Origin of the sequence: Prescottella sp. D32 (assembly GCF_037287305.1) — a bacterium.
In the GTDB taxonomy this organism is placed as follows: Bacteria; Actinomycetota; Actinomycetes; order Mycobacteriales; family Mycobacteriaceae; genus Prescottella; species Prescottella equi.
The window spans coordinates 232,820-254,293 of record NZ_JARBSW010000001.1 but is presented as its reverse complement, the minus strand read 5'-3'; the positions used below and the strand labels follow the sequence as shown (position 1 = coordinate 254,293).

Sequence of the window (21,474 nt, the reverse complement as noted above, 5' to 3'; positions counted from 1 at the left end):
ACTACGATCGATGAGGTGTCCGCCGCCGAACGTGCCAACCGCAACCGCCGCTCCTCGCGGCGTCGTGGCACGACCGCGGATCCCGTCAAATCCAAGACCCCGCACCTGCGGACCGTCCGCGAAACCTCCGCCGGCGGACTGGTCGTCGACGGCCTCGGCGGGCCCGAGGACAAACTGTGCGCCGCCCTCATCGGCCGCACCGACCGGCGCGGGCGTCTGCTGTGGTCGCTGCCCAAGGGGCACATCGAGCAGGGCGAGACCGCCGAGCAGACCGCGATGCGCGAGGTCGCCGAGGAGACCGGCATCCGCGGCTCCGTCGTCGCCTCCCTCGGCAGCATCGACTACTGGTTCGTCACCGAGGGCCGGCGGGTCCACAAGACCGTGCACCACTATCTGATGCGGTCCCTCGGCGGTGAGCTGTCCGACGCCGACATCGAGGTCACCGAGGTCGCGTGGGTGCCGCTGTCGGAGCTGGATTCCCGGCTCGCCTACGCGGACGAACGCAAGCTCGCCGAGATCGCCGGCCAGCTCATCGCCGAGATGGGCGCCTCCCCGGTGAGGGAGACCGACGCCGAATGACCCTGGCATCGCGTCCCGCACGGAGACGACCCGGTGCCGCGATCCACACGGTGCTGGCGCTCGTCCTGATACTGATCGGCGCCGTCACCGGAACCGCCGCAGTCGGTGTGGCGACCGCGCAGCCGCTGCCGGCGGGCTCGCCCGCCCGCGCCGACGCCGCGCCGATCCCGGACCGCACGCAGACCACGAAGGCACGCAGCCAGCCCAAGTTCCTCGAACTGCACATCGACGACGTCGCCCCGTCGACCGTCACCACGACGTCCGATCCCGTCGTCACCGTCACGGGCACCGTCGCGAACATCGGCGACCGCCCGGTGACCGACGTCGGCGTGCGGTTGCAGCGGGCGCCCCGCGTCGATTCGAGTGAGGAACTGCGCACCTCACTCGACATGGATCAGGGCGAGTTCGACGTCGTGGGCCCCTTCGTGCAGGTTGCCTCCGAACTGGCCGAGGGTGAGCGCAAGCAGTTCGTGCTGTCCCTGCCGCTGCGCTCGCTCACCGGCTCGTCGCTCGACGTCACCGAGCCCGGGGTCTACCCGCTCCTGGTGAACGTGAACGGCACCCCCGAGTACGGCGGCCAGGCCCGACTCGACGACGCCCGTTTCCTGCTCCCGGTGCTCGGGCTGCCGCGGGCCGCCGGTAGCGCCCCGGAGACCACACCCCAGGTCACCGAGAACTCGCCCACCGCGCCGGTGCCGCCCGACACGTCCGCTCCCGTGGCGCTGACGATGCTGTGGCCGCTCGCAGATCGACCCAGGCTCGCGGCCGGGGTTCCGGGATCGGTCACCGAGAAGGTCCGGCTCGTCGACGACGAGCTCGCCGGCTCCCTGTCCTCGGGCGGCCGCCTCGACCAGCTCCTCGCCGCCGCCGAGTACGCGACCGGGCCGGACGTCGACCGGGACCGCCGCCTCACCGACAGCCTGTGCCTGGCCGTCGACCCGGATCTGCTGATCACGGTCAGCAACATGACGCAGGGCTATCTCGTCGTCGACGATCCGGCCGTGCCGAACGGGCCCGCCCGCGAGGGGACCGGATCGGCCGCCGCCGCCGCGTGGCTCGACCGACTGAAGGAACTCGCCCGCACGATGTGCATCACATCGGTGCCGTTCGGCCAGGTGGACCTGTCGGCGCTGAGCCGCGTCGACGAGACCTCGCTCACCGACAGCGCGCTGCGGGCGCCCGCCGACATCGTCGACTCGATCCTCGGCGTCACCTCGCTACGGAACGTCACCTGGCCCGACTCCGGCGTCCTCGACGACGCGTCCGCGCAGCTGCTGCACGGGATCGGACCGACGACGACGCTGCTGGCCGCCAACGCCGTCGAGTCGTCGGCCACGGCGGGCAGCAAGGTCGTCGTGGCCGGCGGGGGAGCGGACGCCGTCACCGCCGGACTGTTCGACGTCTCCACCGGCGCGGCCCTCGCGGCGGTCGGCGCGGACCCACAGACACCGTCGTACGTGCCGGACCGCGCGCGCTACAACGTGGACGGCGATTCGCGCACCGCCCGCCTGCAGGACGCGCTGGGTGCGATGTCGTGGACGGCTCTGCAGTCGACGGGGTCCACCGAGGGATCCGCCCGGCGAGCGAACCAGCCGCCCGACCGGCCGATGCTGATCGTGCCGCCGCAGCTGTGGTCGGCGGACGGCGACGAGGCCGCCGCCGTGCTGTCGACGGCGTCGACGTTGCTGCGCTCGGGTCTGGCCACCCCCAAGCCGCTGGCGCGGGTCGCCGAGCAGCCGCCGACGTCCCCGGACCCCTCGTCCCTGGCATATCCGGAGCAGGCCATCGTCGACGGGACACCCCAGTCGGTCGAGAAGGGAGTGGGTGCGCAGGCACCGCGGATCGACGAACTGATGGACGCCCTCGTCGACGATCCGCAGGCGGCGCTGACGCCGACCCGGTTCCTCGCCCCGCTGCGCGAGGACCTGCTGCGTGCCATGACGCTGGCCGGGCGCAGCGAACAGAACGGTGCCGACGTCGCGACCGCCACGGTTGCGCAGCAGCGGGTCGACGCGGTCGCCACCACCATCGACGGGATGTACGCGTCGGTGACGATCCTCGCGCCGGGCGGCGTCTACACGCTGGCATCGGAGCAGAGTCCGCTGCTGCTGGTGGCCCGCAACGAACTGCCCGTCGCTATCACCGTGCAACTGCGGGTCGACGCCCCCGCCGAGATGCACATCACCGACATCGGGCCGCAGCAGTTGCCGCCGCGGGGGAGCCGGTCGCTGCAGGTTCCCGCCGAGATCGCCGACTCCCGCACCATGGTGGTCGACTTCTCACTCGCCACGGAAAGCGGCCAGAGCCTGGGCGAACAGACGTCCGTCACGGTGCGGTCGAATGCGTACGGTCAAGCTTTGGCGATAATTACGGCGTGCGCTGGTGCACTTCTGCTGTTCCTGGCCGGGCGACGACTCTGGCACCGGTTCCGTGGCCAGCCCGATAAAGCCGACGAAGGGTATGAACGTCCATGACCGAGAACTCTCGCGACGAGGGCGCTCGGTCGTCGGCGCGGCCGGAACCGTGGAACCGCGGTCCCGCCCCCGATCGCCGTTCCCCTGAGCAGCCCGCCCGACGCCCGGTCCCGCCGCCGCAGAACGGCCCGGTCCCGCCCGGCGCGCCACGCCGGATGCCGCCGCGCCCGATGCCGGGCGCACCGCGTCCCGTGCCCCCCGGAGCGCAGCGACCTGGTCAACCCGGAGCCCCGCGACCCATGCCTCCAGGCGGACCGCGCCCGATGCCGCCGGGCATGCGACGCCCGCAGCCCCAGGGCGGCCCCCGCCCGCAGCCGATGCCGCCGCGCACGGCCGCGACCCAGGCCGTCCCCCGGCCGGCCCAGCCGCGTCCGGCGGTCGAGAACGCACCCGAGCAGGCGTCCGAGCCGACGGCGAAGAAGCAGCAGAAGGGCCTGCTGGCGGCCACGGGATCGATCGCGATCGCGACCCTGATCAGCCGCATGACCGGGTTCCTCAAGCAGCTGCTGCTGCTGACCGCGCTCGGTCCCGCGGTCGCCAGTGCCTTCACGGTCGCCAGCCAGATCCCGAACATGATCTCCGAGCTGGTGCTCGGCGCGGTGCTCACCGCGATCGTCGTGCCGGTGCTGGTGCGCGCCGAACGTGAGGACCCCGACCAGGGTGCGGCGTTCGTCCGAAGACTCTTCACGGCCGCCCTGGCCCTGCTGGGGACGGCCGCCCTGTTCGCGACCGCGGCCGCGCCGATCCTCACGACGCAGGTCTTCCTGCCGGACGACGGCGAGGTCAACACCGCCCTCACCACGGCGCTGTGTTTCCTGTTGCTGCCGGCGATCCTGTTCTACGGCCTGTCCGCGCTGCTCACGGCGATCCTCAACACCCGCCAGGACTTCAAACCGGGTGCGTGGGCGCCGGTTCTGAACAACCTGGTGGTGCTCGGCATCCTCGCCGCGTACTGGCTGATCCCGGGTGAGATCTCGCTCGACCCGGTCCGGATCAGCGACCCGCACCTGCTGCTGCTGGGACTGGGCGTCACCGCGGGTGTCGTGACGCAGGCGGTCAGCCTGATCCCGGCGATCAAGCGCAACGGCATCTCGCTGCGCCCGCTGTGGGGTCTCGACGACCGCCTCAAGCAGTTCGGCGGGATGGCCGTCGCGATCGTGCTGTACGTGCTGATCAGTCAGGCGGGCATGGTCTTCGCGACCCGTGTCTCGGCGCACGCCGACGAGGCCGGCCCGGCGATCTACAACAACGCCTGGCTGCTGCTGCAGCTGCCGTACGGCGTCCTCGGCGTCACGGTGCTCACCGCGATCATGCCGCGGCTGAGCCGCAACGCGGCCGCCGACGACACCCCCGCCGTCGTCGACGACCTGTCGGTGGCCACCCGTCTGACGATGATCGCGCTCATCCCGGTCATCACGTTCCTGACGTTCGCGGGCCCCCAGGTGGGCCACGCGCTGTACGGCTACGGCAACTTCGGGGCCGGTAACGCCGAGCGGCTCGGCGAGGCGGTCAGCTGGTCGGCGTTCACGCTCATCCCGTACTCGCTGGTGCTGATCCACCTCCGCGTCTTCTATGCGCGCGAGCAGGCCTGGACCCCGACCTGGATCATCCTCGGCATCACCGGTGTGAAGATCGCGCTGTCGGCGCTGACGCCGCTGGTGGCCGCGGACAACCAGCAGGTGGTGATCCTGCTCGGCGCCGCGAACGGTGTCGCGTTCATCGCGGGCGCGTTCATCGGCGGCTTCCTGCTGCACCGCAGCCTCGGCGACCTGAGGATGGCGAACGTCGGCAAGACGGTGTGGCTGGTGCTGCTCGCGTCCGCGGCCGGTGCGGTCGCGATGTTCGCGGCCGACAAGCTGCTCGGGCTCGAGAAACTGTCCGACTCGTTCGGCGGGCCGGGCGCGATGGTCCGCGTCGCGATCACCGGCGCGATCATGCTGGTCGTCACGTTCGTCCTGATGTGGCTGGCGAAGGTGCCCGAGGTGATGGCCGTGACCGTCGCGGTGGGCCGCAAGGTGTCGGCGCTGCGCGGCCGCGGCGGCGGAGCGGACGAGGACACCACCGCGGCACCGCAGCCGTACGAGGCTGATACCGAACTGATTCCGGTTGTCCGGGACCTGCCGCGGTCACTCGATAGGCCCGATGGCCTCCCGTACGCTGGACGCAGCGAGGCATACGTCGGCGCGGATTACATTCCCGACGAGTTCATTGAAGGAGCGAGTGTGAGCGACGACGACGGTGCCGGCAAGCGCAACGGTACGTCCACCGACGTCGAGGACGGCACCACCAAGGTGGTGAACGCCGATGGCGCTTCGACGGATTCGTCGGACGAGCAGCCGGACGCCACCACGTCGAACGAAACCGGCTCGGCGGCAGAGTCTTCCGACGCGTCGGATGCGGACCCGCAGGCGGAGGACGCCGACCGGACGTCGGATCGCCGTCGCCGCGCCCGGGATCTGAACGTCGACACCGGCGTCTTCCCGATCGGTTCGCCGCAGCTTCCGCCGTTGCGCGTCACGGGCGCGGTATCCGAGCCCCGCCGCCCGCTACGCGGACCCCAACTGGTGCCGGGCGCCTCGGTCGCCGGCGGCCGCTACCGACTGCTGGCACCGCACGGAGGCGCCCGCGGGCTGCAGTTCTGGCAGGCCCTCGACATCAAGCTCGACCGCGAGGTGGCGCTCACGTTCGTCGATGCCGACCAACAGGCCGAAGGTCCGGCCGCTACCGGCCCCGATGGGCCGCAGGCGATCCTGTCGCGCACGCTGCGCCTGGGACGGATCAATTCGCCCGGCCTCGCCCGCGTGCTCGACGTGGTCCGAGGTTCCTCGGGCGGCATCGTCGTCGCCGAGTGGACGCCGGGTCGCTCGCTCAAGGAGATGGCGTCCACCCAGCCGTCCCCGATCGGCGCCGCCCGCGCCGTCCGCGCTCTCGCCGGGGCGGCCGAGGCCGCGCACCGCGGCGGCAGCGCGCTGTCCGTCGACGACCCCGACCGCATCCGGATCAGCGCGGCGGGCGACGCAGTGCTCGCGTTCCCCGGCACGCTCTCCGACGCCGACCCGGCCTCCGACGTGCGCGGACTGGGCGCGATGCTGTACGCGCTCATCACCGACCGCTGGCCGCTCGACGGCCCGGGCAACCGGTCCGACGACGGCGACGCGATGCTCCCGGCGGACCGGGACGCGTCGGGCCGTCCGGTCGAGCCGCGCGAGGTGCGCCCGGACGTGCCGTTCGAGATCTCCGCGGTGGCGGCCCGCGCGCTGGGCGGCGACAGCGGAATCCGTGCGGCGGGAACGGTGCAGCACATTCTCGACCAGGCGACGGTCGTCGACCAGAAGACCGACCTGATGCCGGCACTGCGCCTGGGCCAGCGAGCGCCCGGCAGCACCGGGCACGCACTGCCGGAGGATCCCGAGACGGCGGCCGCCGAGAAGCAGAAGTCGGACCGCACACTCATCGCGCTCGTGTCCCTCGGTGTGCTGACCGTGGTGGTGCTCGCCCTGATCGGCTGGTGGCTCGTGAGCCTGCTGACGGGCGGCAACTCCGACGAACCGCTCAACAAGCAGAACCTGGGCCTGACGACGTCCGCCGTGGCGCCCGAGCCGTCGTCGGAGGCGTCGCCGTCCGCTGCGCCGTCCGCGACCACGACGGTCCGGCCCGTGAACGCGGCCGTGTTCTCGCCGCAGGGCACCCCGGACAATGCCGCGAACGCCGGTATGGCGATCGACGGCAACCCGGCGACGGTGTGGAACACCGATGCGTACTTCCAGCCGTTCCCGGCGCTCAAGAACGGCGTGGGGCTGATGGTGACGCTCCCCGACGCGGCGAAGCTGACCAGCATGCAGATCACCTCGCCCACGCCGGGCACCCAGGTGGAGATCCGCACGGCGCCGTCCCCGAACACGTCGCTGGACCAGACGCGCGTCATCGGGAACGCCACCCTGAAGGACGGTGTGACGGAAATCCCACTCACCGCGGAGGGGGCCACCAAGAACGTCCTCGTGTGGATCACCGATCTGAGCGCAACGAGCGGAAAGAACCAGTCCGGCATCGCCGAGGTCGCGTTCACCGCGGCGTCCTGACATACCGTCCGACCCGATCCGGCACGGCATGTCGGGCAACCGATCAGCTAGCATCCGCCGGTGCGAATCTTCAGGGGGGTCGCCAAAGCTGGTCTGTCGGATTCGGAACTCTTGGCAGCGCACGCGTCGGGTGATGGGGACGCGTTCGCGGAGTTGCTGAATCGGCACTACGACCATCTCTGGCACGTTGCGAGGAGAACGAGTTACACGGCCGAGGACGCCGCGGACGCGCTGCAGGAGGCGCTGCTGTCGGCGCATCGGACGGCGGGCTCGTTCCGAGAGGACGCGGCCGTGCGCAGCTGGCTGCACACGATCGTGGTGAACGCGTGTCTCGACCGGATCCGGCGCAACCGGGTGCGGCAGACGGTGTCGCTGTCGAACGACGACGCGGAGGATCCGGGCGACGACCGCGACCGCATCTCCGAACGCGAGACGTCGATCCTCGTCGACCAGGCCCTGCAGCGGCTCTCCCCGGACCAGCGGGCGGCCGTCGTGGCGGTCGACATGGAGGGTTACTCGGTGGCCGAGGCCGCCCGGCGGCTCGGCGTGCCCGAGGGGACCGTCAAGAGCCGCTGTGCACGCGCCCGTACCAAGCTCGCATCTCATTTGGAATACTTGCGCGATGTAGGGAACCGATCTTGATTCTCCCGCGTCAGAACAAATTGAAGGCACAATCGTGCCCCGGGAACTGCGGGTAGGAGGTGAGATGACGCTCCACGACGACGACGCCGTTCTCGGCCCCCCGTTCTCCACCGATCTGCTCGCCGACCTGCACGCCGGTGTCCTTCCCGACGCCGTGAGCGACAAGCTGTGGCCGCTCGTCCGGCAGGACCCGGAGGCGGTGGCCGTGCTCGACGCGCTCGACGCGGTCAGCGCGCGCCTCGCCGAGGTCGGCCGCGATCACAGCGTCGAGACACCAATTCCTCACGACGTCGCGGCGCGCATCAATTCGGCGCTGGGGCTGAATGTTTCGGCACCTCGTTCCGACGTCGTGCCGCTGGCCGACGCCACCGCGAAGCGGCGGAGAATGGCCTGGCTCGGCGTCGCGGCCGCGTCGATGGCTGCGGCGGTGGCGGTCGTCTTCGCCCTCACCGGTGTCGACCGCTCCGGCTCCACGGGGCCCGAGGCCGTCGCGTCGGCCACCACTACTGCGCCCGACGTGGCGCCGGCCCGGGTCGAACTGAGCGGCGAGCTGGATCGCGGGCAGCTCCTCGCACTGGTCGGAGATACGGAATCTGCCGCCGACGGAGTCGGAGCCCTCGCCCGCCCGGAGGTGCGGTCGGCCTGCCTGTCGGCCGTCGGTGTCGGCGCCACCCGGCCCGTCCTGGGTATGCGTGCCGTGCGCTTCCAGGACACCGACGCCGTGCTGTTGCTGGTCGCGGGGCCCACCCCGCCCACCCTCCTCGCGCTGGTCGTCGGCACAGGCTGCGACGCGACACACCCCGACCTGATCGACAGCACCGAAATCGGCTGAGCCGAACTATCTTTCGGACTGGGGTCGACGTCGCTCCGCGACCGGCGCGAGCAGTTCGAGGATGCGCGCTCGCAGCTCGGGCGTGGCATCGTCGCCGACGATCAGGCTCGAGAACAGGGCCGATCCCGCGGCCATCACCAGCACCGCTCGGGCGTCGAGCAGATCCCGACGCCGCTCCTCCTCCGACTCACCCGGCCCCGCGTGCGCCACGAAGAGCTCGGCCGCCGGTCCACTGAACCCCTGCCACAACGCTTTTCGGAGGTCGTCGTGATCCCGCAGGGCCGCCAGCAGTCCCGGCGCGGCGGCCCGGACGTCGGGGCGCGAGAAGATCTGCGCACTGCCGGCGACCACCCAGTCGATCCAGCCGGCGCGGTCGGTGCCCTCGAACGGCGCGAGGTCGGGGGTCGATCCGAGGATGGAGTCCAGCACCAGGTGCGCCTTGGACGGCCAGCGCCGCGACAGCGCCGCCCGGCTGACGCCCGCCCGGGTCGCGATTGCACGCAGGCTCAACTGGTCCCAGCCGACCTCCACGAGCATGTCGCGGGTCGCTGCGAGGACCTCGGCGTCGATTCTCGGGTCGCGGGGCCGTCCGGACTGGACGGAACTGCCGTTCACGTGTGCACTCATCGCCTCGAATTGTCGGCCACGGACAGCCCGTTGCGCCATCCTCTCGGTTTGCGAGGCCGGCCGCCTCTTGTGTGCGCGGTGCGGCGAGAGGAACGTCACGACTGTTACCGACACGGTGTTGGTATATTTGCCGACAGGCCGTCGGGAAGATGTCGATTCGTCGAGCATCGCGGGCGGTTGTCGTCAACACCCCACAAACACCCCACACCGACCAGGAGTTCGAGAATGTTCCTCGCCCTGCGGGAGCTACGGTTCGCGCGTTCCAGATTCGGCCTGATGGGTGGTGTCATCGCTCTCATCTCCGTGCTGATGGTGCTGCTGTCCGGCCTGTCCTCCGGCCTCGTCGAGGACGGCGTTTCCGGCCTGAAGGCCACACCCGTCGACGGGTTCGCCTTCAACGAGGGGACCAAGACCGACTCGGCCTTCTCGCGCAGCGTCGTCACCGACACGCAGGTCGAGGCCTGGCGCGAGCAGCCCGGCGTCGAAGAGGCCGCGCCCTTCGGCAACATGCTCGTCAACGCCCACAACGACAAGGACGTCCCCGTCGACCTCGCGCTGTTCGGCGTCCCGGTCGACTCCTTCCTCGCGCCGAGCGCCGCGCAGGGGACAGGCCTCGGCGATCCGAACGGCATCGTCGTCAGCAAGAGCGCACTCGACGAGGGCGTCGCGCTCGGCGACACCGTCACGATCGATCGCCTCGGCACCGAGCTGAAGATCGTCGGCATCACCGAGGGCAAGCAGACTTTCGGCCACGTCGATGTCGCGTACCTGCCGATCGAGATGTGGCGCCAGCTGCATTCCGGCGTGCGCCCCGGCGAGCCCGTGCCCGCCCAGTCGATGACGGAATCCACCGCGGTCGCGCTGAAGGCCGAGCCGGGTGCGACGCTCGACTACGCCGCCGGTGACGCCGCCGCCGGAACCTCGACGGTCGCGCTCGAGGACTCGTTCGCGTCGTCGCCCGGCTACAGCGCCGAGACCATGACCCTCAACCTGATCAAGGTGTTCCTGTACGCGATCTCCGCGCTCGTCGTCGGTGCGTTCTTCACCGTCTGGACGATCCAACGCAAGCACGAGATCGCCGTCATGCGGGCGATGGGTGCCTCCACCGGCTACCTGCTGCGCGACGGCCTGGCGCAGGCGTTCATCCTGCTGCTCGGCTCCGTCGCCGTCGGTGCCGCCGTCGGATACGGCTTCGGATCGCTGATCGGCGGGGGAGTGCCGTTCCTGCTCGAGCCCGGCGCAGTCGCCGTCGCCGCCGTCCTGCTGATGGTGCTCGGCCTCGTCGGTGCCGCGATCGCGATCGTCCGCATCGCGTCGGTCAATCCGTTGAACGCGCTGGGAGGCCAGCGATGAGCGCCGGAAAGGACTCCGCCGTGACCACGTCCGCAGAAACCCGTATCGGCACTGCCGCGCTGGAGATCGTCGACGCGAACCTGACCCTCGGCGACGGTGAGCAGACCGTCACCGCACTGGACGGTGTGAGCCTGACCGTCCGCCCCGGCGAGATGGTGGCCGTCGTCGGACCGTCGGGCTCCGGCAAGTCGAGCCTGCTGGCCGTCGCCGGCGCACTCACCACTCCCGACTCGGGCGCCGTCCGTGTGGGCGGCCACGACCTGCTGACGATGAAGAAGTCCGAGGCGGCGAAGTTCCGGCTCGAACAGATCGGCTTCGTCTTCCAGAGCGGCAACCTCATCCCGTCGCTCACCGCCGCCGACCAGCTGCGCCTGGTGTCGCACCTCGGCAACACGAAGGGCCGGAAGTTCCGCGACCCGCTCGCGCTGCTCGAGCAGGTGGGCCTGGCCCACAAGGCCGACCGCCGTCCCGATCAGCTCTCCGGCGGCGAGCGTCAGCGGGTGGGCATCGCTCGCGCGCTGGTGTCGACACCGTCGCTGCTGCTCGTCGACGAACCCACCGCGGCCCTCGACCGGGCCCGCAGCCACGAGATCGTGCAGCTGCTGGCGCGCGAGACCCGGGAATCGAAGGTCGGGACCGTCATGGTGACTCATGACTACGATGTCCTCGACTATTGCGACCGCGTGGTCGAGATGACGGACGGGCGGCTCACACCGCGATAGTCCGGAAGATCCCCAGCGAGAGGAGGGCACGTGCCGCGGATCAATGCACCCACCGTCGGTGAGCATCGAGCCGCCCAGCAACGTGCCCTCCTCGACGCTGCCCGCGAGGTCCTCGCCGAAGGGGCCACCGACATCCCGTCGTTCGGTGAGGTGGCCGCTCGGGCCGGGCTCGCGCGGTCGAGCATGTACCAGTACTTCAAGTCCCGTCAGCACCTGCTCGAGGCGCTCATCGAGGACGCCTTCCCCCGATGGTCGGCCCGCGTCGCCGCAGCCATGGCCCATGCCGGCGCCCCGGAGCGCCGGGTTCTGGCGTACATCGACGCGAACCTCGACCTGGTCACGGAGGGGGAACACGCCATCGCGACCGCGCTCGCGCAGCTGGCGCCCGGACCCGAGATCAACGCCAAGAGTCGCGCGATGCACGACGACCTCTACACCCCGCTGTCCGACGCGCTGCGCGAGCTGGGCGCGTCCGACGTCCCGGCCATGTCCGAGCTGATCAACGCGGTGCTGCACGCCGCGACCCGCCAGGTGGAGCGCGGCGAGGACGTCGAACAGGTGCGACGTACTGCCGCCGACCTCGTCCGGCCGTACGTCGCCGACCTCGCCCGGCGGGCCGACTGAGCGCACCCGCGCCCTATGACGCGCTCCACACGTCTGGTTCCACGTGAAACGTTCGACAGCGGGGTCCCGTCGCGGCACACCCCCGCAGGGAACAACAGCCACTAATCTGTTGTTGACCTGACCGACTCCGCGAGCCACGCCTTCCCGGGCGCGTCCGCGTGAGCTATCGACACGAACGCAGCGCAGGACAGACAGGAAAGGCCCGCATGACTACTCCGACCACGGTCCGTGACCTCATCATCGTCGGCTCCGGACCCGCCGGGTACACGGCCGGCGTCTACGCCGCCCGTGCGGAGCTCGAGCCCCTGCTCTTCGAGGGCACCCAGTTCGGTGGCTCGCTGATGACCACCACCGAGGTGGAGAACTTCCCCGGGTTCCGGGAGGGCATCATGGGCCCGGATCTGATGGACGAGATGCGCGAGCAGGCCAAGCGTTTCGGCGCGGACATCCGCACCGAGGACGTCGAGGAGATCGAGCTGGACGGGCCGGTCAAGAAGGTCGTCGCGAACGGCGAGACCTACTACGCACGCGCCGTCATCCTCGCGATGGGTGCCGCCGCGCGCTACCTCGGCATCCCGGGCGAGGAGCGCCTGCTCGGTCGCGGTGTGAGTGCCTGCGCCACCTGTGACGGCTTCTTCTTCCGCGACCAGGACATCGTCGTGGTCGGCGGCGGCGACTCCGCGATGGAGGAGGCCACGTTCCTGACCAAGTTCGCCCGCAGCGTCACCCTCGTGCACCGTCGCGAGGAGTTCCGCGCGTCCCGGATCATGCTCGAGCGCGCCAAGGCGAACGAGAAGATCCGCTTCGTCACCAACGCCGAACCGGTCGAGGTGCTGGGCGAGAACAGCGTCACCGGCCTCGTCATCCGCGACACCGTGACCGGCGAGCAGTCCACGCTCGACGTCACCGGCATGTTCGTCGCGATCGGCCACGACCCGCGCAGCGAGCTCGTCAAGGGCCAGGTCGACGTCGACGACGCCGGCTACGTGAAGGTGCAGTCGCCCACCACCGCCACCTCCGCCGCGGGTGTCTTCGCGGCCGGCGACCTGGTGGACCACACCTACCGTCAGGCCATCACCGCGGCCGGAACCGGCTGTTCCGCCGCGATCGACGCCGAGCGCTGGCTGGCCGATCAGGGCGACATCACCGACAACACCCTGGCCGCCGCGGGCGAACCCGTCGCCGTCGACGCCTGATCTGCTCGACCCCTTCCGTCAACCCACCCGGATCAGATCCCAGGAGGATTCTGTGGCGAACACCATCACCATCAACGACGACTCGTTCAAGCAGGAGGTTCTCGACGCCGAGAAGCCCGTGCTCGTCGATTTCTGGGCCACCTGGTGCGGCCCGTGCAAGATGGTCGCCCCGGTCCTGGAGGAGATCGCCGGTGAACATGGCGACAAGCTCACGATCGCCAAGCTCGACATCGACCAGAATCCGGGCGCGGCCCGCGACTTCCAGGTGATGTCCATCCCCACGATGATCCTGTTCCAGGGCGGCAAGCCCGTGAAGACGATCGTCGGCGCGAAGGGCAAGGCCGCGCTGCTCAAGGACCTCGCGGACGTCCTCTGACGCGTCCCGTTCGACCCGTTGGACCCTTTGCCGGGCCACAGTGTGACCACAGCCTTGTCACACTGTGGCCCGAGCAGATTTCCGGGGCCGAGCGCCGTCTGAGAGAATCGACAAACGTACGCGCAACGAAAGGCCCGCGAGCATGCAGCTACTCCGTCACGGCGATCACGGCCCCGCCGTCGCCGAGATTCGGGGTACTTTGACCGGCCTGGGCTTCCTCCACAACGGGGTGGCCGAGACGCAGCGCGAGTCCGTCAACGGCTCGCACTGGGTGTCACCCGACGCAATGTTCGACCACCATCTCGATTCCGCGGTCCGGGCATTCCAGCAGCAACGTGGGCTGCTCGTCGACGGCATCGTGGGTCCGGCAACGTACCGCTCCCTCAAGGAGGCGTCGTACCGGCTCGGTGCCCGCACCCTCATCTACCAACTGTCGGCGCCGCTGTACGGCGACGACGTCGCCGCGCTGCAGACGCGCCTGCAGGACCTCGGCTTCTACGTCGGACGCGTCGACGGCTACTTCGGGCCGAAGACGCACGAGGCGCTCAGTTCGTTCCAGCGTGAAATCGGCATCGCCGCCGACGGCATCTGCGGTCCCGCGACGCTGCGGTCGCTGGAACTGCTCGGCACCCGCGTCTCCGGCGGTTCCCCGCACGCGATCAGCGAGGAGGAGTTGGTCCGCCGCTCCGGCCCGCAGCTGAGCGGCAAGCGGATCGTCATCGATCCCGGGCTCGGCGGCGCCGACACGGGCCTGGTCGTGCAGACCCCGAACGGCCCGGTCAGCGAGGCCGACATCCTGTGGGATCTGGCGAGCCGGCTCGAGGGCCGGATGGCCGCCACCGGGATGGAGACGTTCCTGTCCCGGCCCCAGCACGCCAATCCGTCCGAGGCCGAGCGTGCCGAGACGTCCAACGGCTTCGACGCCGATCTCATGATCGCGCTGCGCTGCGACAGCCACTCCAGCCCCGCCGCGAGCGGCGTGGCCAGCTACCACTTCGGCAACTCGCACGGATCCACCTCGATGATCGGACAGATCCTCACCGGGTTCATCCAGCGCGAGATCGTGGCCCGAACTCCTTTGCGGGACTGCAGGACTCACGGCCGTACCTGGGAACTGTTGCGGCTCACCAAGATGCCCACCGTTCAGGTCGACATCGGTTATCTCACAAACGAATCCGACGTGCGGGTACTCACGGATCCGCGGTCGCGGGACACGATCGCCGAAGCAATCCTGATCGCCGTCAAGCGCCTGTACCTACTGGGACAGGACGACGCCCCGACGGGCACGTTCACGTTCGCCGAGCTGCTCGCCGAGGAACTGTCGAGCGCACCGCAGGCGCGCTGACCCTCCCACAGCTGGACCTGCCCGACTGCCGGGACGCCCGAAAAGCCCTCTAGCGGACCGCTACAGGGCTTTTCTCGTCGATGTCGAGCATCGACAGGGCCGCGACCTCCAGGAGGCGATCCAGGGCCGCCTCGACGTCCGCCTTCCACAGGTGGTCGCGATCGAGCTCGAGGCGAAGCCGCGGGAAGCGGTGGTGGGGCGCGATCACCTCGAAGCCGACGTCCTCGAGGAAATCGGCGCTGATCATGCATTCCTGCGGGGAGCAGTCCAGCGCCGCGGTCGCAGTCGGGACGTCGCTGGGTGCCTCGCCCCGGATACCGAACGCCTCGAGCGCCCGGACACCGCGTCGGACGAGATCACCGACAGCAGCCTGGATCAGCGTCGCACCGAGACCGTGCTCGTCGCCGATCGGTTCGAGCCGCATCGTGGTGAGCAGCACCGCGTCGGCGCTGACGGGGGAGGTGGGAAACAGGTCGGCACGCGGAACCATGCTCGGCGGCGCGTACAGCGCGCATCCGGCCGGCTTGTCGTCGACCATCGCCACCTGACCGCACGATCCCCACTGGAGCATGACCATCGACAGCCACGCTTCCTTCTCGAACTCGGGATCGTAGAAGTTGCCGGTCTCGCGCGCCGCGCGGACCGCGGCGGGATCGGTCTCCCAGAAGACGCATCGCCGGGCATGTGAGGACAGTTTGTCGAGACCGTCCAGGGTGAGAGACGTGACGCTAGTCGACACCGTGTACGCCAGCCTCCATGCCCCCAGCCTCCAGACCACTCGGGGAGGTTCACCCGCCTCGACGGAACTATCCCCTCCAGAATAGGGGATAGTTCCGTCGGCGGCGCGGCAGTCGGACTTGCCCCGCGCGCCCGTCCCGCGGCCCGGGCGCGACACTGCCGTGTCCGGTTCCCGACCGGGCACCACGACCGGTTATGTCACTGTGACGTATTACCCGGGGCGCCGGGGCGATGTCAGCTACCCGCCTGCTGCTCCATCATCTTCACGATGCGCTCGAGGTCGTCCACCGAACCGAACTCCACGGTGATCTTGCCCTTGCGCTTGCCGAGGCTCACGGTGACGCGGGTATCGAACGAATTCGACAGCCGCTCGGCGACATCCTGCAGGCCCGGCATCTGGATCGGCTTGCGCTTCACCGGCGGGGTAGGGGAGGGGCCCTCACGGTTGGCGAGCATGACCGCTTCCTCGGTGGCGCGGACCGACATGCCCTCGGCGACGATGCGTGCCGCGAGCACCTCCTGAGCGTCGGCGCCGGCCTCGAGCGACAGCAGCGCCCGTGCGTGCCCCGCGGACAGGACGCCCGCCGCGACCCGCCGCTGCACCGGAATCGGCAACTTGAGGAGTCGGATCATGTTGGTCACAACCGGACGCGAACGTCCGATCCGGGACGCCAACTCCTCGTGGGTGACCTCGAACTCCTCGAGGAGTTGCTGGTACGCGGCTGCCTCTTCGAGCGGATTGAGCTGCACCCGATGGATGTTCTCCAGCAGCGCGTCACGAAGCATGGAGTCGTCGGTGGTCTCGCGGACGATCGCGGGGATCGTCTCGAGCCCGGCGAGCTGGCTGGCCCGCCACCGACGCTCGCCCATGACGAGCTGGTACTGCTCCGGTCCGATCCGGCGCACCACGATCGGCTGCATGAGACCGAACTCGCGGATCGAGTGCACCAGCTCGCCGAGCGCCTCCTCGTCGAAGACGCTGCGCGGCTGCTTGGGGTTGGGCTGGATCTGCAGCGGCGGGATCTCGTGGTACACCGCCCCGGTGGGGGAGAGGGGCTCGCCGTCGGTACGGACGGCGGGCGCCGGCGTGGGCGCGGTGGCCACCACGTCGTCGGACGACGCCGCCTTCGCCGCGGTCTTCGACGCCGCCTTCGCGGGTGCCTTGGCCGGCGCTTTCTTGGCGGGCTTCGACGCCTTCGCCGGCGCCTCCGTCTCCACCGCGGGGTCTGCTGCGGTCTCGACCGCTGCGGCGTCGGTGGTCGGGGCGGAGGTGCCGATGATGACGTCCGCGGCGGCGGTCCCGAGGCCCGGCCCGCCGCCCGCGGGCCCGGTGGGGATCAGTGCGGCCAGCCCGCGTCCGAGGCCGCCCTTGCGTGTCTGCGCCATCTCACTGCTCCTGAGTGTTGGTGGACATGCTGCGCGCCGCGAGTTCGCGGCCGGCGTCGAGGTAGCTCATGGCGCCCCGGGATCCGGGGTCGTAGTCGAGGACTGTCATGCCGTAGCCGGGGGCCTCCGAGACCTTGACGCTGCGCGGGATGACCGCCCGCAGCACCACGTCACCGAAGTGCTTGCGCACCTCCTCGGCAACCTGGTCGGCCAGCTTGGTTCGGGCGTCGTACATCGTCAGCAGGACGGTCGACACGTGCAGATCGGGGTTGAGATGCGCCTGGACGAGCTCGATGTTGCGGAGCAACTGCCCGACACCCTCGAGGGCGTAGTACTCGCACTGGATCGGGATCAGCACCTCCTTCGCGGCGACCATCGCGTTGACCGTCAGCAGTCCGAGGGACGGTGGGCAGTCGATGAGGATGAAGTCGAAGTCGAGGTCGGCCAGCGCCTTCTCCGACAGCGCGTTCTTGAGCCGGTTCTCGCGCGCCACCATCGAGACGAGTTCGATCTCGGCGCCGGCCAGGTCGATGGTCGCGGGGATGCAGTAGAGGCGCTCGTTGTGCGGGCTCTGCTGGATCGCCTCCTTCGCCGTCACCTCACCGAGGAGCAGTTCGTAGCTCGACGGCGTCCCCGACGTGTGCGGGACGCCGAGCGCGGTACTCGCGTTGCCCTGGGGGTCGAGGTCGACGACGAGGACGGTGAGTCCCTGGATCGCCAGCGCGGACGCGAGATTGACGGTGGACGTCGTCTTGCCGACACCGCCCTTCTGATTGGCGATAGTGAAGACGCGACGTTCGGGTGGTCGAGGCAGGCTCACCGACCCCGGGTGGAGCACCTGGCTGGCTCGCTGCGCGGCTGCCCCGATCGGCGTGTCCGCGAGCGAGATCCCGGAATAGGGGGAGTGGGCATAACCGTCTCCGCTGCCGCCGTTCGGCGCGTCGGACGACGTTGAGGTTTCACGTGAAACTGTTTCCCGTGAAACGGCGGACTCCGATCCAGCCGACATCTACTGCTCCTTCACTTGATGACCACTCATGCGGTAATTCTCAACCCTCGAGCCCTCGAAAGCCCGCAACTCAGCGGTGCCGACGACCGTGTTGGGCAACACGCTCCGCGCTCACCACGATCGTCGGCACCGGCAGTGCCTCGACACCACACTCGACGACGTCCAGCTTGCCAGCCCCCAGTCGCGTGAGGGAAGCGCGGTCGCGGGAGATCTCCTCCGCTGCACTCGAACCCTTCAACGCCAACATCCGACCACCGACCCGCACCAACGGCAACGACCACCGCGCCAACTTCTCCAACGGCGCCACCGCCCGCGACGTCACCACATCCGCGCCGCCGACCTCCTTGACGACACCGGGTTCCTCGGCCCGTCCCCGCACGACCGTCACGTTGTCGAGTCCGATGTCGTCGACGATCTCCTGTAGGTACACCGACCGCCGCAGCAACGGCTCCACCAACGTCACCCGCACATCCGGACGCGCAATCGCCAACGGCACACCCGGCAACCCCGCACCCGAACCCACATCCACCACAGACTCGTTCGCCCCCACCAACTCACCCAACACACCACAATTGAGCACATGCCGCGACCACAACCGCGGCACCTCCCGCGGACCGATCAACCCCCGCACCACACCATCCGACGCCAACGACGCGTGATACGCCTCCGCCAACGGCGCCCGCTCACCGAACACCCGAGCCACCGCACCAACCACATCCCACTGCTCATCAACCAGTTCCACGTGAAACATCCTCCCCAACCCACCACCACACAACAAACCCGGGCAGGCGTTGCCGCGCGGGACGAGCTCGTCGCGCGCGTCGCCCGGTTCGGTGGGGGAGTGTCCGACAGGCTGTTTCACGTGGAACACCACCCGGCCATACGGGGACCGTTTCACGTGAAACGGCCACCCCTCGACGCCCCTCGGACGTCTGTCGGCGCTCGATCACGACCCCTTCGACGGTCACACCGACCGGAATGCGGAACCGTTTGTCACAGTGACGAAATCGCCCGGTACCCCGGGGTGGGTGTACGACGCGGGCGCTCGGCCAAACCTGCTTGATCTCGCTATTTCCTTGCCGTACAACATGATTCACGTGAAACAAGGCGGCCCGCCCGAAACGGCCCGCGCGGGCCCGGGTCGTCGCGCTTCGGTCGGCCGGAAAGCGCACTTTCGACGAGCCGGCGACAAGAACCCCTCCGGAGCGGAGATGAAAGCGGAGGAGGACCGCGGCGGCAGCTCCACGTGGGACTCATTTGCCGGCGGTCCGGATGCCGCCACTGCGAGAGTCCGCGAACCGTACCCCGCCGGACTACGCTCGCGTGCCGCACTAGTCCATGGAGTCGGCGCCCCCGATCCGACGACGCGTCGTGCCCGCCAGCTCAGGACCACCCGGCCGCGTCATGCTCGTACACGACACGAGTGCCGATCGAATCGACGCGGCACAGGTGCGGTCCGAGCAACACGACGGGGAGACTCGGGGGCGGCGGACCACCTGCACGACTCGACGCGTCTCACGAAGGTGCACCAGGGACGGGTTGCACGCCCCGGGTGTCGACGGCCCTCGGCATCACGCCCCTCGGCATCGTCGTGCACGCCCTGTCTTCGCGGCGCCCCCACCACTTGGCTCTACTCGCCTCCAGGGTCGCGGGCGGCACCGTCCCGACGCCTTCGATCCGGGACCGTCGTGACCGGTACGGGGGAGGGGAGGATCATCACGTTGATTCACGTGAAACACGTCGGACGTCGCATCGGTCGCCACGCCGACGCGACATGCGCAGGCCTCAACGCCCCACTTGGCTGTCACAGTGACGAAACACCGGGAGGTTCATGGACAGTCAGGCGACGCTGCCGGTCCACCCGGTACGTCCGTGCGGACTTATCCCTGTCGCACAACATGATTCAGGTTTACGGCGAATGGATTCTCCGAATCAACTCCCAGAAACCGCCCGACCCGTACTGTTCCCTTCGAACCGGGCAACTCGAGGGGGCAGACGCCATGACAGTCACACAGCAACCACGCAGATGGCGGACGGCGATCGCCGCAGCACTTACGCTCGTCGCATCCGTCGTCACCGTCGGGATGTCTCCCGCGGCGGCGAGCGCGCGAGAGCCGTACCCGGTGCCCTACTTCCTCTTCGTACAGGACGAGTTCACCAACCCCGGCGGATCCGCGGCAGGATCCAACGACTGGTCGTGCAAGCCGACCGCGGAACACCCGAACCCCGTGGTGCTCGTCCACGGCACTGCCGGCAATCGACTCAACAACTGGACCACGTTTGCACCGCTGCTCGCCAACGAGGGCTACTGCGTCTTCGCGCCGACCTTCGGCAACTACGCAGACCAGCCGTACCCGATCAGCGCAATCGGGGGAATGCTCCGCGCGGAGGACAGCGCAGCCCAGATCGGCGCCTTCGTGGACGAGGTGCTCGCGGCGACCGGCGCGGAACGCGTGGACATCCTGGGTGTCTCACAGGGATCGGTCGTGCCCAACTACTTCGTCAAGTACCTCGGTGGCGCAGCCAAGGTCGACAAGTACATCTCGCTCGGTCCGGCGTGGAACGGCAGTGCCCTCACCGGGCCCGACGGCGGCGCAACGCTCCTCGCGCTCGGCACCGACGATGCCCGTGGCGTGCTGCCGTTCTGCCAGGCGTGTGTCCAGTTCCTGCCCGCATCGCAGTTCATCGCGAAACTGCACGAGGGCGGCCTGTACGCGCCGGAAGTCACCTACACCAACATCATGACCCGTTACGACGAGGGCATCTGGCCGTACACCAGTGGCTACGTGGAGGGCCCCAACGCGACGAACATCGTGGTCCAGGACGGATGTTCGCAGGACTACTCGGACCATATCGCGCTCTTGGCCTCCCGCGTCACAGCCGGCCATGTGCTCAACGCACTGGATCCGGACCATCCCCGGCCCGTGCCGTGCGTGTTCGTCGCGCCGTTCGTGGGTGGTTGACCGCGTCACGACCGAATCGGCGGTGGGGGAGGGGTCGGGGCGCTGCGGACTCAGCGGCGCTGGCCGCGATGACGATGGTGCGCAACGCGTTCGGCACTCACCACGATCGTCGGCACCGGCAGCACATTGCCACCGCACTCGAGCACTTCGAGTTTCCCGGCGCCGAGTCGGGTCAGCGCCGCGCGGTCGCGGGCGATCTCCTCCGCCGCACTCGAACCCTTCAACGCCAACATCCGACCACCGACCCGCACCAACGGCAACGACCACCGCGCCAACTTCTCCAACGGCGCCACCGCCCGCGACGTCACCACATCCGCACCGCCGACCTCCTTGACGACACCTTCCTGTTCCGCGCGGCCGCGGACCACGGTCACGTTCGACAGCCCCACCGAGTCCACGAATTCCTGTAGGTACACCGACCGCCGCAGCAACGGCTCCACCAACGTCACCCGCACATCCGGACGCGCAATCGCCAACGGCACACCCGGCAACCCCGCACCCGAACCCACATCCACCACAGACTCGTTCG

The 21,474-nt window shown here is 69.5% G+C and carries 18 protein-coding genes; 12 read left to right on the top strand and 6 right to left on the bottom strand.

The genetic code is table 11. The features are described from left to right. The first annotated feature begins 15 nt into the window (after positions 1-15). The 5 genes from PSS76_RS01135 (at position 16) to PSS76_RS01115 (ending at position 8,606) form a co-directional block, all read left to right on the top strand. Positions 16-579, top strand: a complete 564-nt coding sequence (locus PSS76_RS01135; RefSeq protein WP_005516657.1) for an NUDIX hydrolase — start codon at positions 16-18, stop codon at positions 577-579. Beyond that, positions 576-3,053, top strand: coding sequence for a glycoprotein (locus tag PSS76_RS01130; protein WP_084968872.1), 2,478 nt, complete (start codon positions 576-578; stop codon positions 3,051-3,053). The genes PSS76_RS01135 and PSS76_RS01130 overlap by 4 nt, the downstream gene beginning before the upstream one ends. 317 nt (positions 3,054-3,370) lie before the next feature. After that, on the top strand, positions 3,371-7,132 hold the full coding sequence (locus tag PSS76_RS01125) for a lipid II flippase MurJ (protein ID WP_084968902.1): 3,762 nt from the start codon (positions 3,371-3,373) through the stop codon (positions 7,130-7,132). A 60-nt stretch (positions 7,133-7,192) separates the two neighbouring features. Next, positions 7,193-7,774 (top strand): RNA polymerase sigma factor SigM, encoded by a 582-nt coding sequence (sigM, locus tag PSS76_RS01120; RefSeq protein WP_005516652.1) that lies wholly within the window; start codon positions 7,193-7,195, stop codon positions 7,772-7,774. 64 nt (positions 7,775-7,838) lie between these two features. After that, a complete protein-coding gene (locus PSS76_RS01115; protein WP_013417689.1) occupies positions 7,839-8,606 on the top strand; it encodes an RsmA family anti-sigma factor in 768 nt (255 codons plus the stop codon). A 6-nt stretch (positions 8,607-8,612) separates the two neighbouring features. On the opposite strand, the gene PSS76_RS01110 is transcribed toward PSS76_RS01115, so the two are convergent. Next, positions 8,613-9,233, bottom strand: coding sequence for a helix-turn-helix domain-containing protein (locus PSS76_RS01110; RefSeq protein WP_041674498.1), 621 nt, complete (start codon positions 9,231-9,233; stop codon positions 8,613-8,615). 225 nt (positions 9,234-9,458) lie between these two features. On the opposite strand from PSS76_RS01110, the gene PSS76_RS01105 reads away from it, so the two are divergent. The 6 genes from PSS76_RS01105 (at position 9,459) to PSS76_RS01080 (ending at position 14,849) form a co-directional block, all read left to right on the top strand. Continuing rightward, the gene (locus tag PSS76_RS01105) at positions 9,459-10,586 is read left to right on the top strand and encodes an ABC transporter permease (RefSeq protein WP_005516646.1); all 1,128 of its coding nucleotides are present in this window, start codon (positions 9,459-9,461) and stop codon (positions 10,584-10,586) included. Continuing rightward, the gene (locus PSS76_RS01100; RefSeq protein ID WP_013417691.1) at positions 10,583-11,308 is read left to right on the top strand and encodes an ABC transporter ATP-binding protein; all 726 of its coding nucleotides are present in this window, start codon (positions 10,583-10,585) and stop codon (positions 11,306-11,308) included. The genes PSS76_RS01105 and PSS76_RS01100 overlap by 4 nt, the downstream gene beginning before the upstream one ends. A 30-nt stretch (positions 11,309-11,338) precedes the next feature. Continuing rightward, on the top strand, positions 11,339-11,932 hold the full coding sequence (locus PSS76_RS01095; protein ID WP_084968871.1) for a TetR/AcrR family transcriptional regulator: 594 nt from the start codon (positions 11,339-11,341) through the stop codon (positions 11,930-11,932). Between the two features lie 206 nt (positions 11,933-12,138). Then, positions 12,139-13,128 (top strand): thioredoxin-disulfide reductase, encoded by a 990-nt coding sequence (gene trxB, locus PSS76_RS01090; RefSeq protein ID WP_064076442.1) that lies wholly within the window; start codon positions 12,139-12,141, stop codon positions 13,126-13,128. A gap of 52 nt (positions 13,129-13,180) precedes the next feature. Next, entirely contained in the window at positions 13,181-13,504 is a 324-nt protein-coding gene (trxA, locus tag PSS76_RS01085; protein ID WP_005516640.1) for a thioredoxin, read from the top strand. Positions 13,505-13,646: 142 nt separating this feature from the next. Next, positions 13,647-14,849 (top strand): N-acetylmuramoyl-L-alanine amidase, encoded by a 1,203-nt coding sequence (locus PSS76_RS01080; RefSeq protein ID WP_005516639.1) that lies wholly within the window; start codon positions 13,647-13,649, stop codon positions 14,847-14,849. Between the two features lie 49 nt (positions 14,850-14,898). On the opposite strand, the gene PSS76_RS01075 is transcribed toward PSS76_RS01080, so the two are convergent. From PSS76_RS01075 to rsmG (PSS76_RS01060), 4 genes are all read right to left on the bottom strand, one after another. Continuing rightward, complete coding sequence (locus PSS76_RS01075) at positions 14,899-15,588, bottom strand: hypothetical protein (RefSeq protein ID WP_022598717.1); 690 nt, start codon at positions 15,586-15,588, stop codon at positions 14,899-14,901. Between the two features lie 233 nt (positions 15,589-15,821). Then, positions 15,822-16,973 carry a ParB/RepB/Spo0J family partition protein gene (locus PSS76_RS01070; protein WP_064059510.1) on the bottom strand — a complete coding sequence of 384 codons (1,152 nt, stop codon included), beginning with the start codon at positions 16,971-16,973 and terminating at the stop codon, positions 15,822-15,824. A 1-nt stretch (position 16,974) separates the two neighbouring features. Next, positions 16,975-17,982 (bottom strand): ParA family protein, encoded by a 1,008-nt coding sequence (locus PSS76_RS01065; RefSeq protein ID WP_013417697.1) that lies wholly within the window; start codon positions 17,980-17,982, stop codon positions 16,975-16,977. Between the two features lie 70 nt (positions 17,983-18,052). Then, a complete protein-coding gene (rsmG, locus tag PSS76_RS01060; RefSeq protein WP_081121846.1) occupies positions 18,053-18,733 on the bottom strand; it encodes a 16S rRNA (guanine(527)-N(7))-methyltransferase RsmG in 681 nt (226 codons plus the stop codon). 1,249 nt (positions 18,734-19,982) lie between these two features. Between rsmG (PSS76_RS01060) and PSS76_RS01055 the strand changes: the two genes are divergently transcribed. Beyond that, positions 19,983-20,945, top strand: a complete 963-nt coding sequence (locus PSS76_RS01055) for an esterase/lipase family protein (protein ID WP_064059512.1) — start codon at positions 19,983-19,985, stop codon at positions 20,943-20,945. Between the two features lie 50 nt (positions 20,946-20,995). Here the strand turns inward: PSS76_RS01055 and rsmG (PSS76_RS01050) are convergent. Beyond that, positions 20,996-21,474: 16S rRNA (guanine(527)-N(7))-methyltransferase RsmG (rsmG, locus tag PSS76_RS01050; RefSeq protein WP_337455750.1), on the bottom strand; the 479-nt coding region annotated here is incomplete at its 5' end.

Bases quoted from the DNA above. Each gene is read 5' to 3' on its own strand.
- PSS76_RS01130 (WP_084968872.1), top strand. From the start codon at position 576: ATGACCCTGGCATCGCGTCCCGCACGGAGACGACCCGGTGCCGCGATC.
- PSS76_RS01125 (WP_084968902.1), top strand. From the start codon at position 3,371: ATGCCGCCGCGCACGGCCGCGACCCAGGCCGTCCCCCGGCCGGCCCAG.
- PSS76_RS01115 (WP_013417689.1), top strand. From the start codon at position 7,839: ATGACGCTCCACGACGACGACGCCGTTCTCGGCCCCCCGTTCTCCACC.
- PSS76_RS01110 (WP_041674498.1), bottom strand. From the start codon at position 9,233: ATGAGTGCACACGTGAACGGCAGTTCCGTCCAGTCCGGACGGCCCCGC.
- PSS76_RS01105 (WP_005516646.1), top strand. From the start codon at position 9,459: ATGTTCCTCGCCCTGCGGGAGCTACGGTTCGCGCGTTCCAGATTCGGC.
- PSS76_RS01100 (WP_013417691.1), top strand. From the start codon at position 10,583: ATGAGCGCCGGAAAGGACTCCGCCGTGACCACGTCCGCAGAAACCCGT.
- trxB (WP_064076442.1), top strand. From the start codon at position 12,139: ATGACTACTCCGACCACGGTCCGTGACCTCATCATCGTCGGCTCCGGA.
- PSS76_RS01080 (WP_005516639.1), top strand. From the start codon at position 13,647: ATGCAGCTACTCCGTCACGGCGATCACGGCCCCGCCGTCGCCGAGATT.
- PSS76_RS01070 (WP_064059510.1), bottom strand. From the start codon at position 16,973: ATGGCGCAGACACGCAAGGGCGGCCTCGGACGCGGGCTGGCCGCACTG.
- PSS76_RS01065 (WP_013417697.1), bottom strand. From the start codon at position 17,982: ATGTCGGCTGGATCGGAGTCCGCCGTTTCACGGGAAACAGTTTCACGT.
- rsmG (WP_081121846.1), bottom strand. From the start codon at position 18,733: ATGTTTCACGTGGAACTGGTTGATGAGCAGTGGGATGTGGTTGGTGCG.
- PSS76_RS01055 (WP_064059512.1), top strand. From the start codon at position 19,983: ATGACAGTCACACAGCAACCACGCAGATGGCGGACGGCGATCGCCGCA.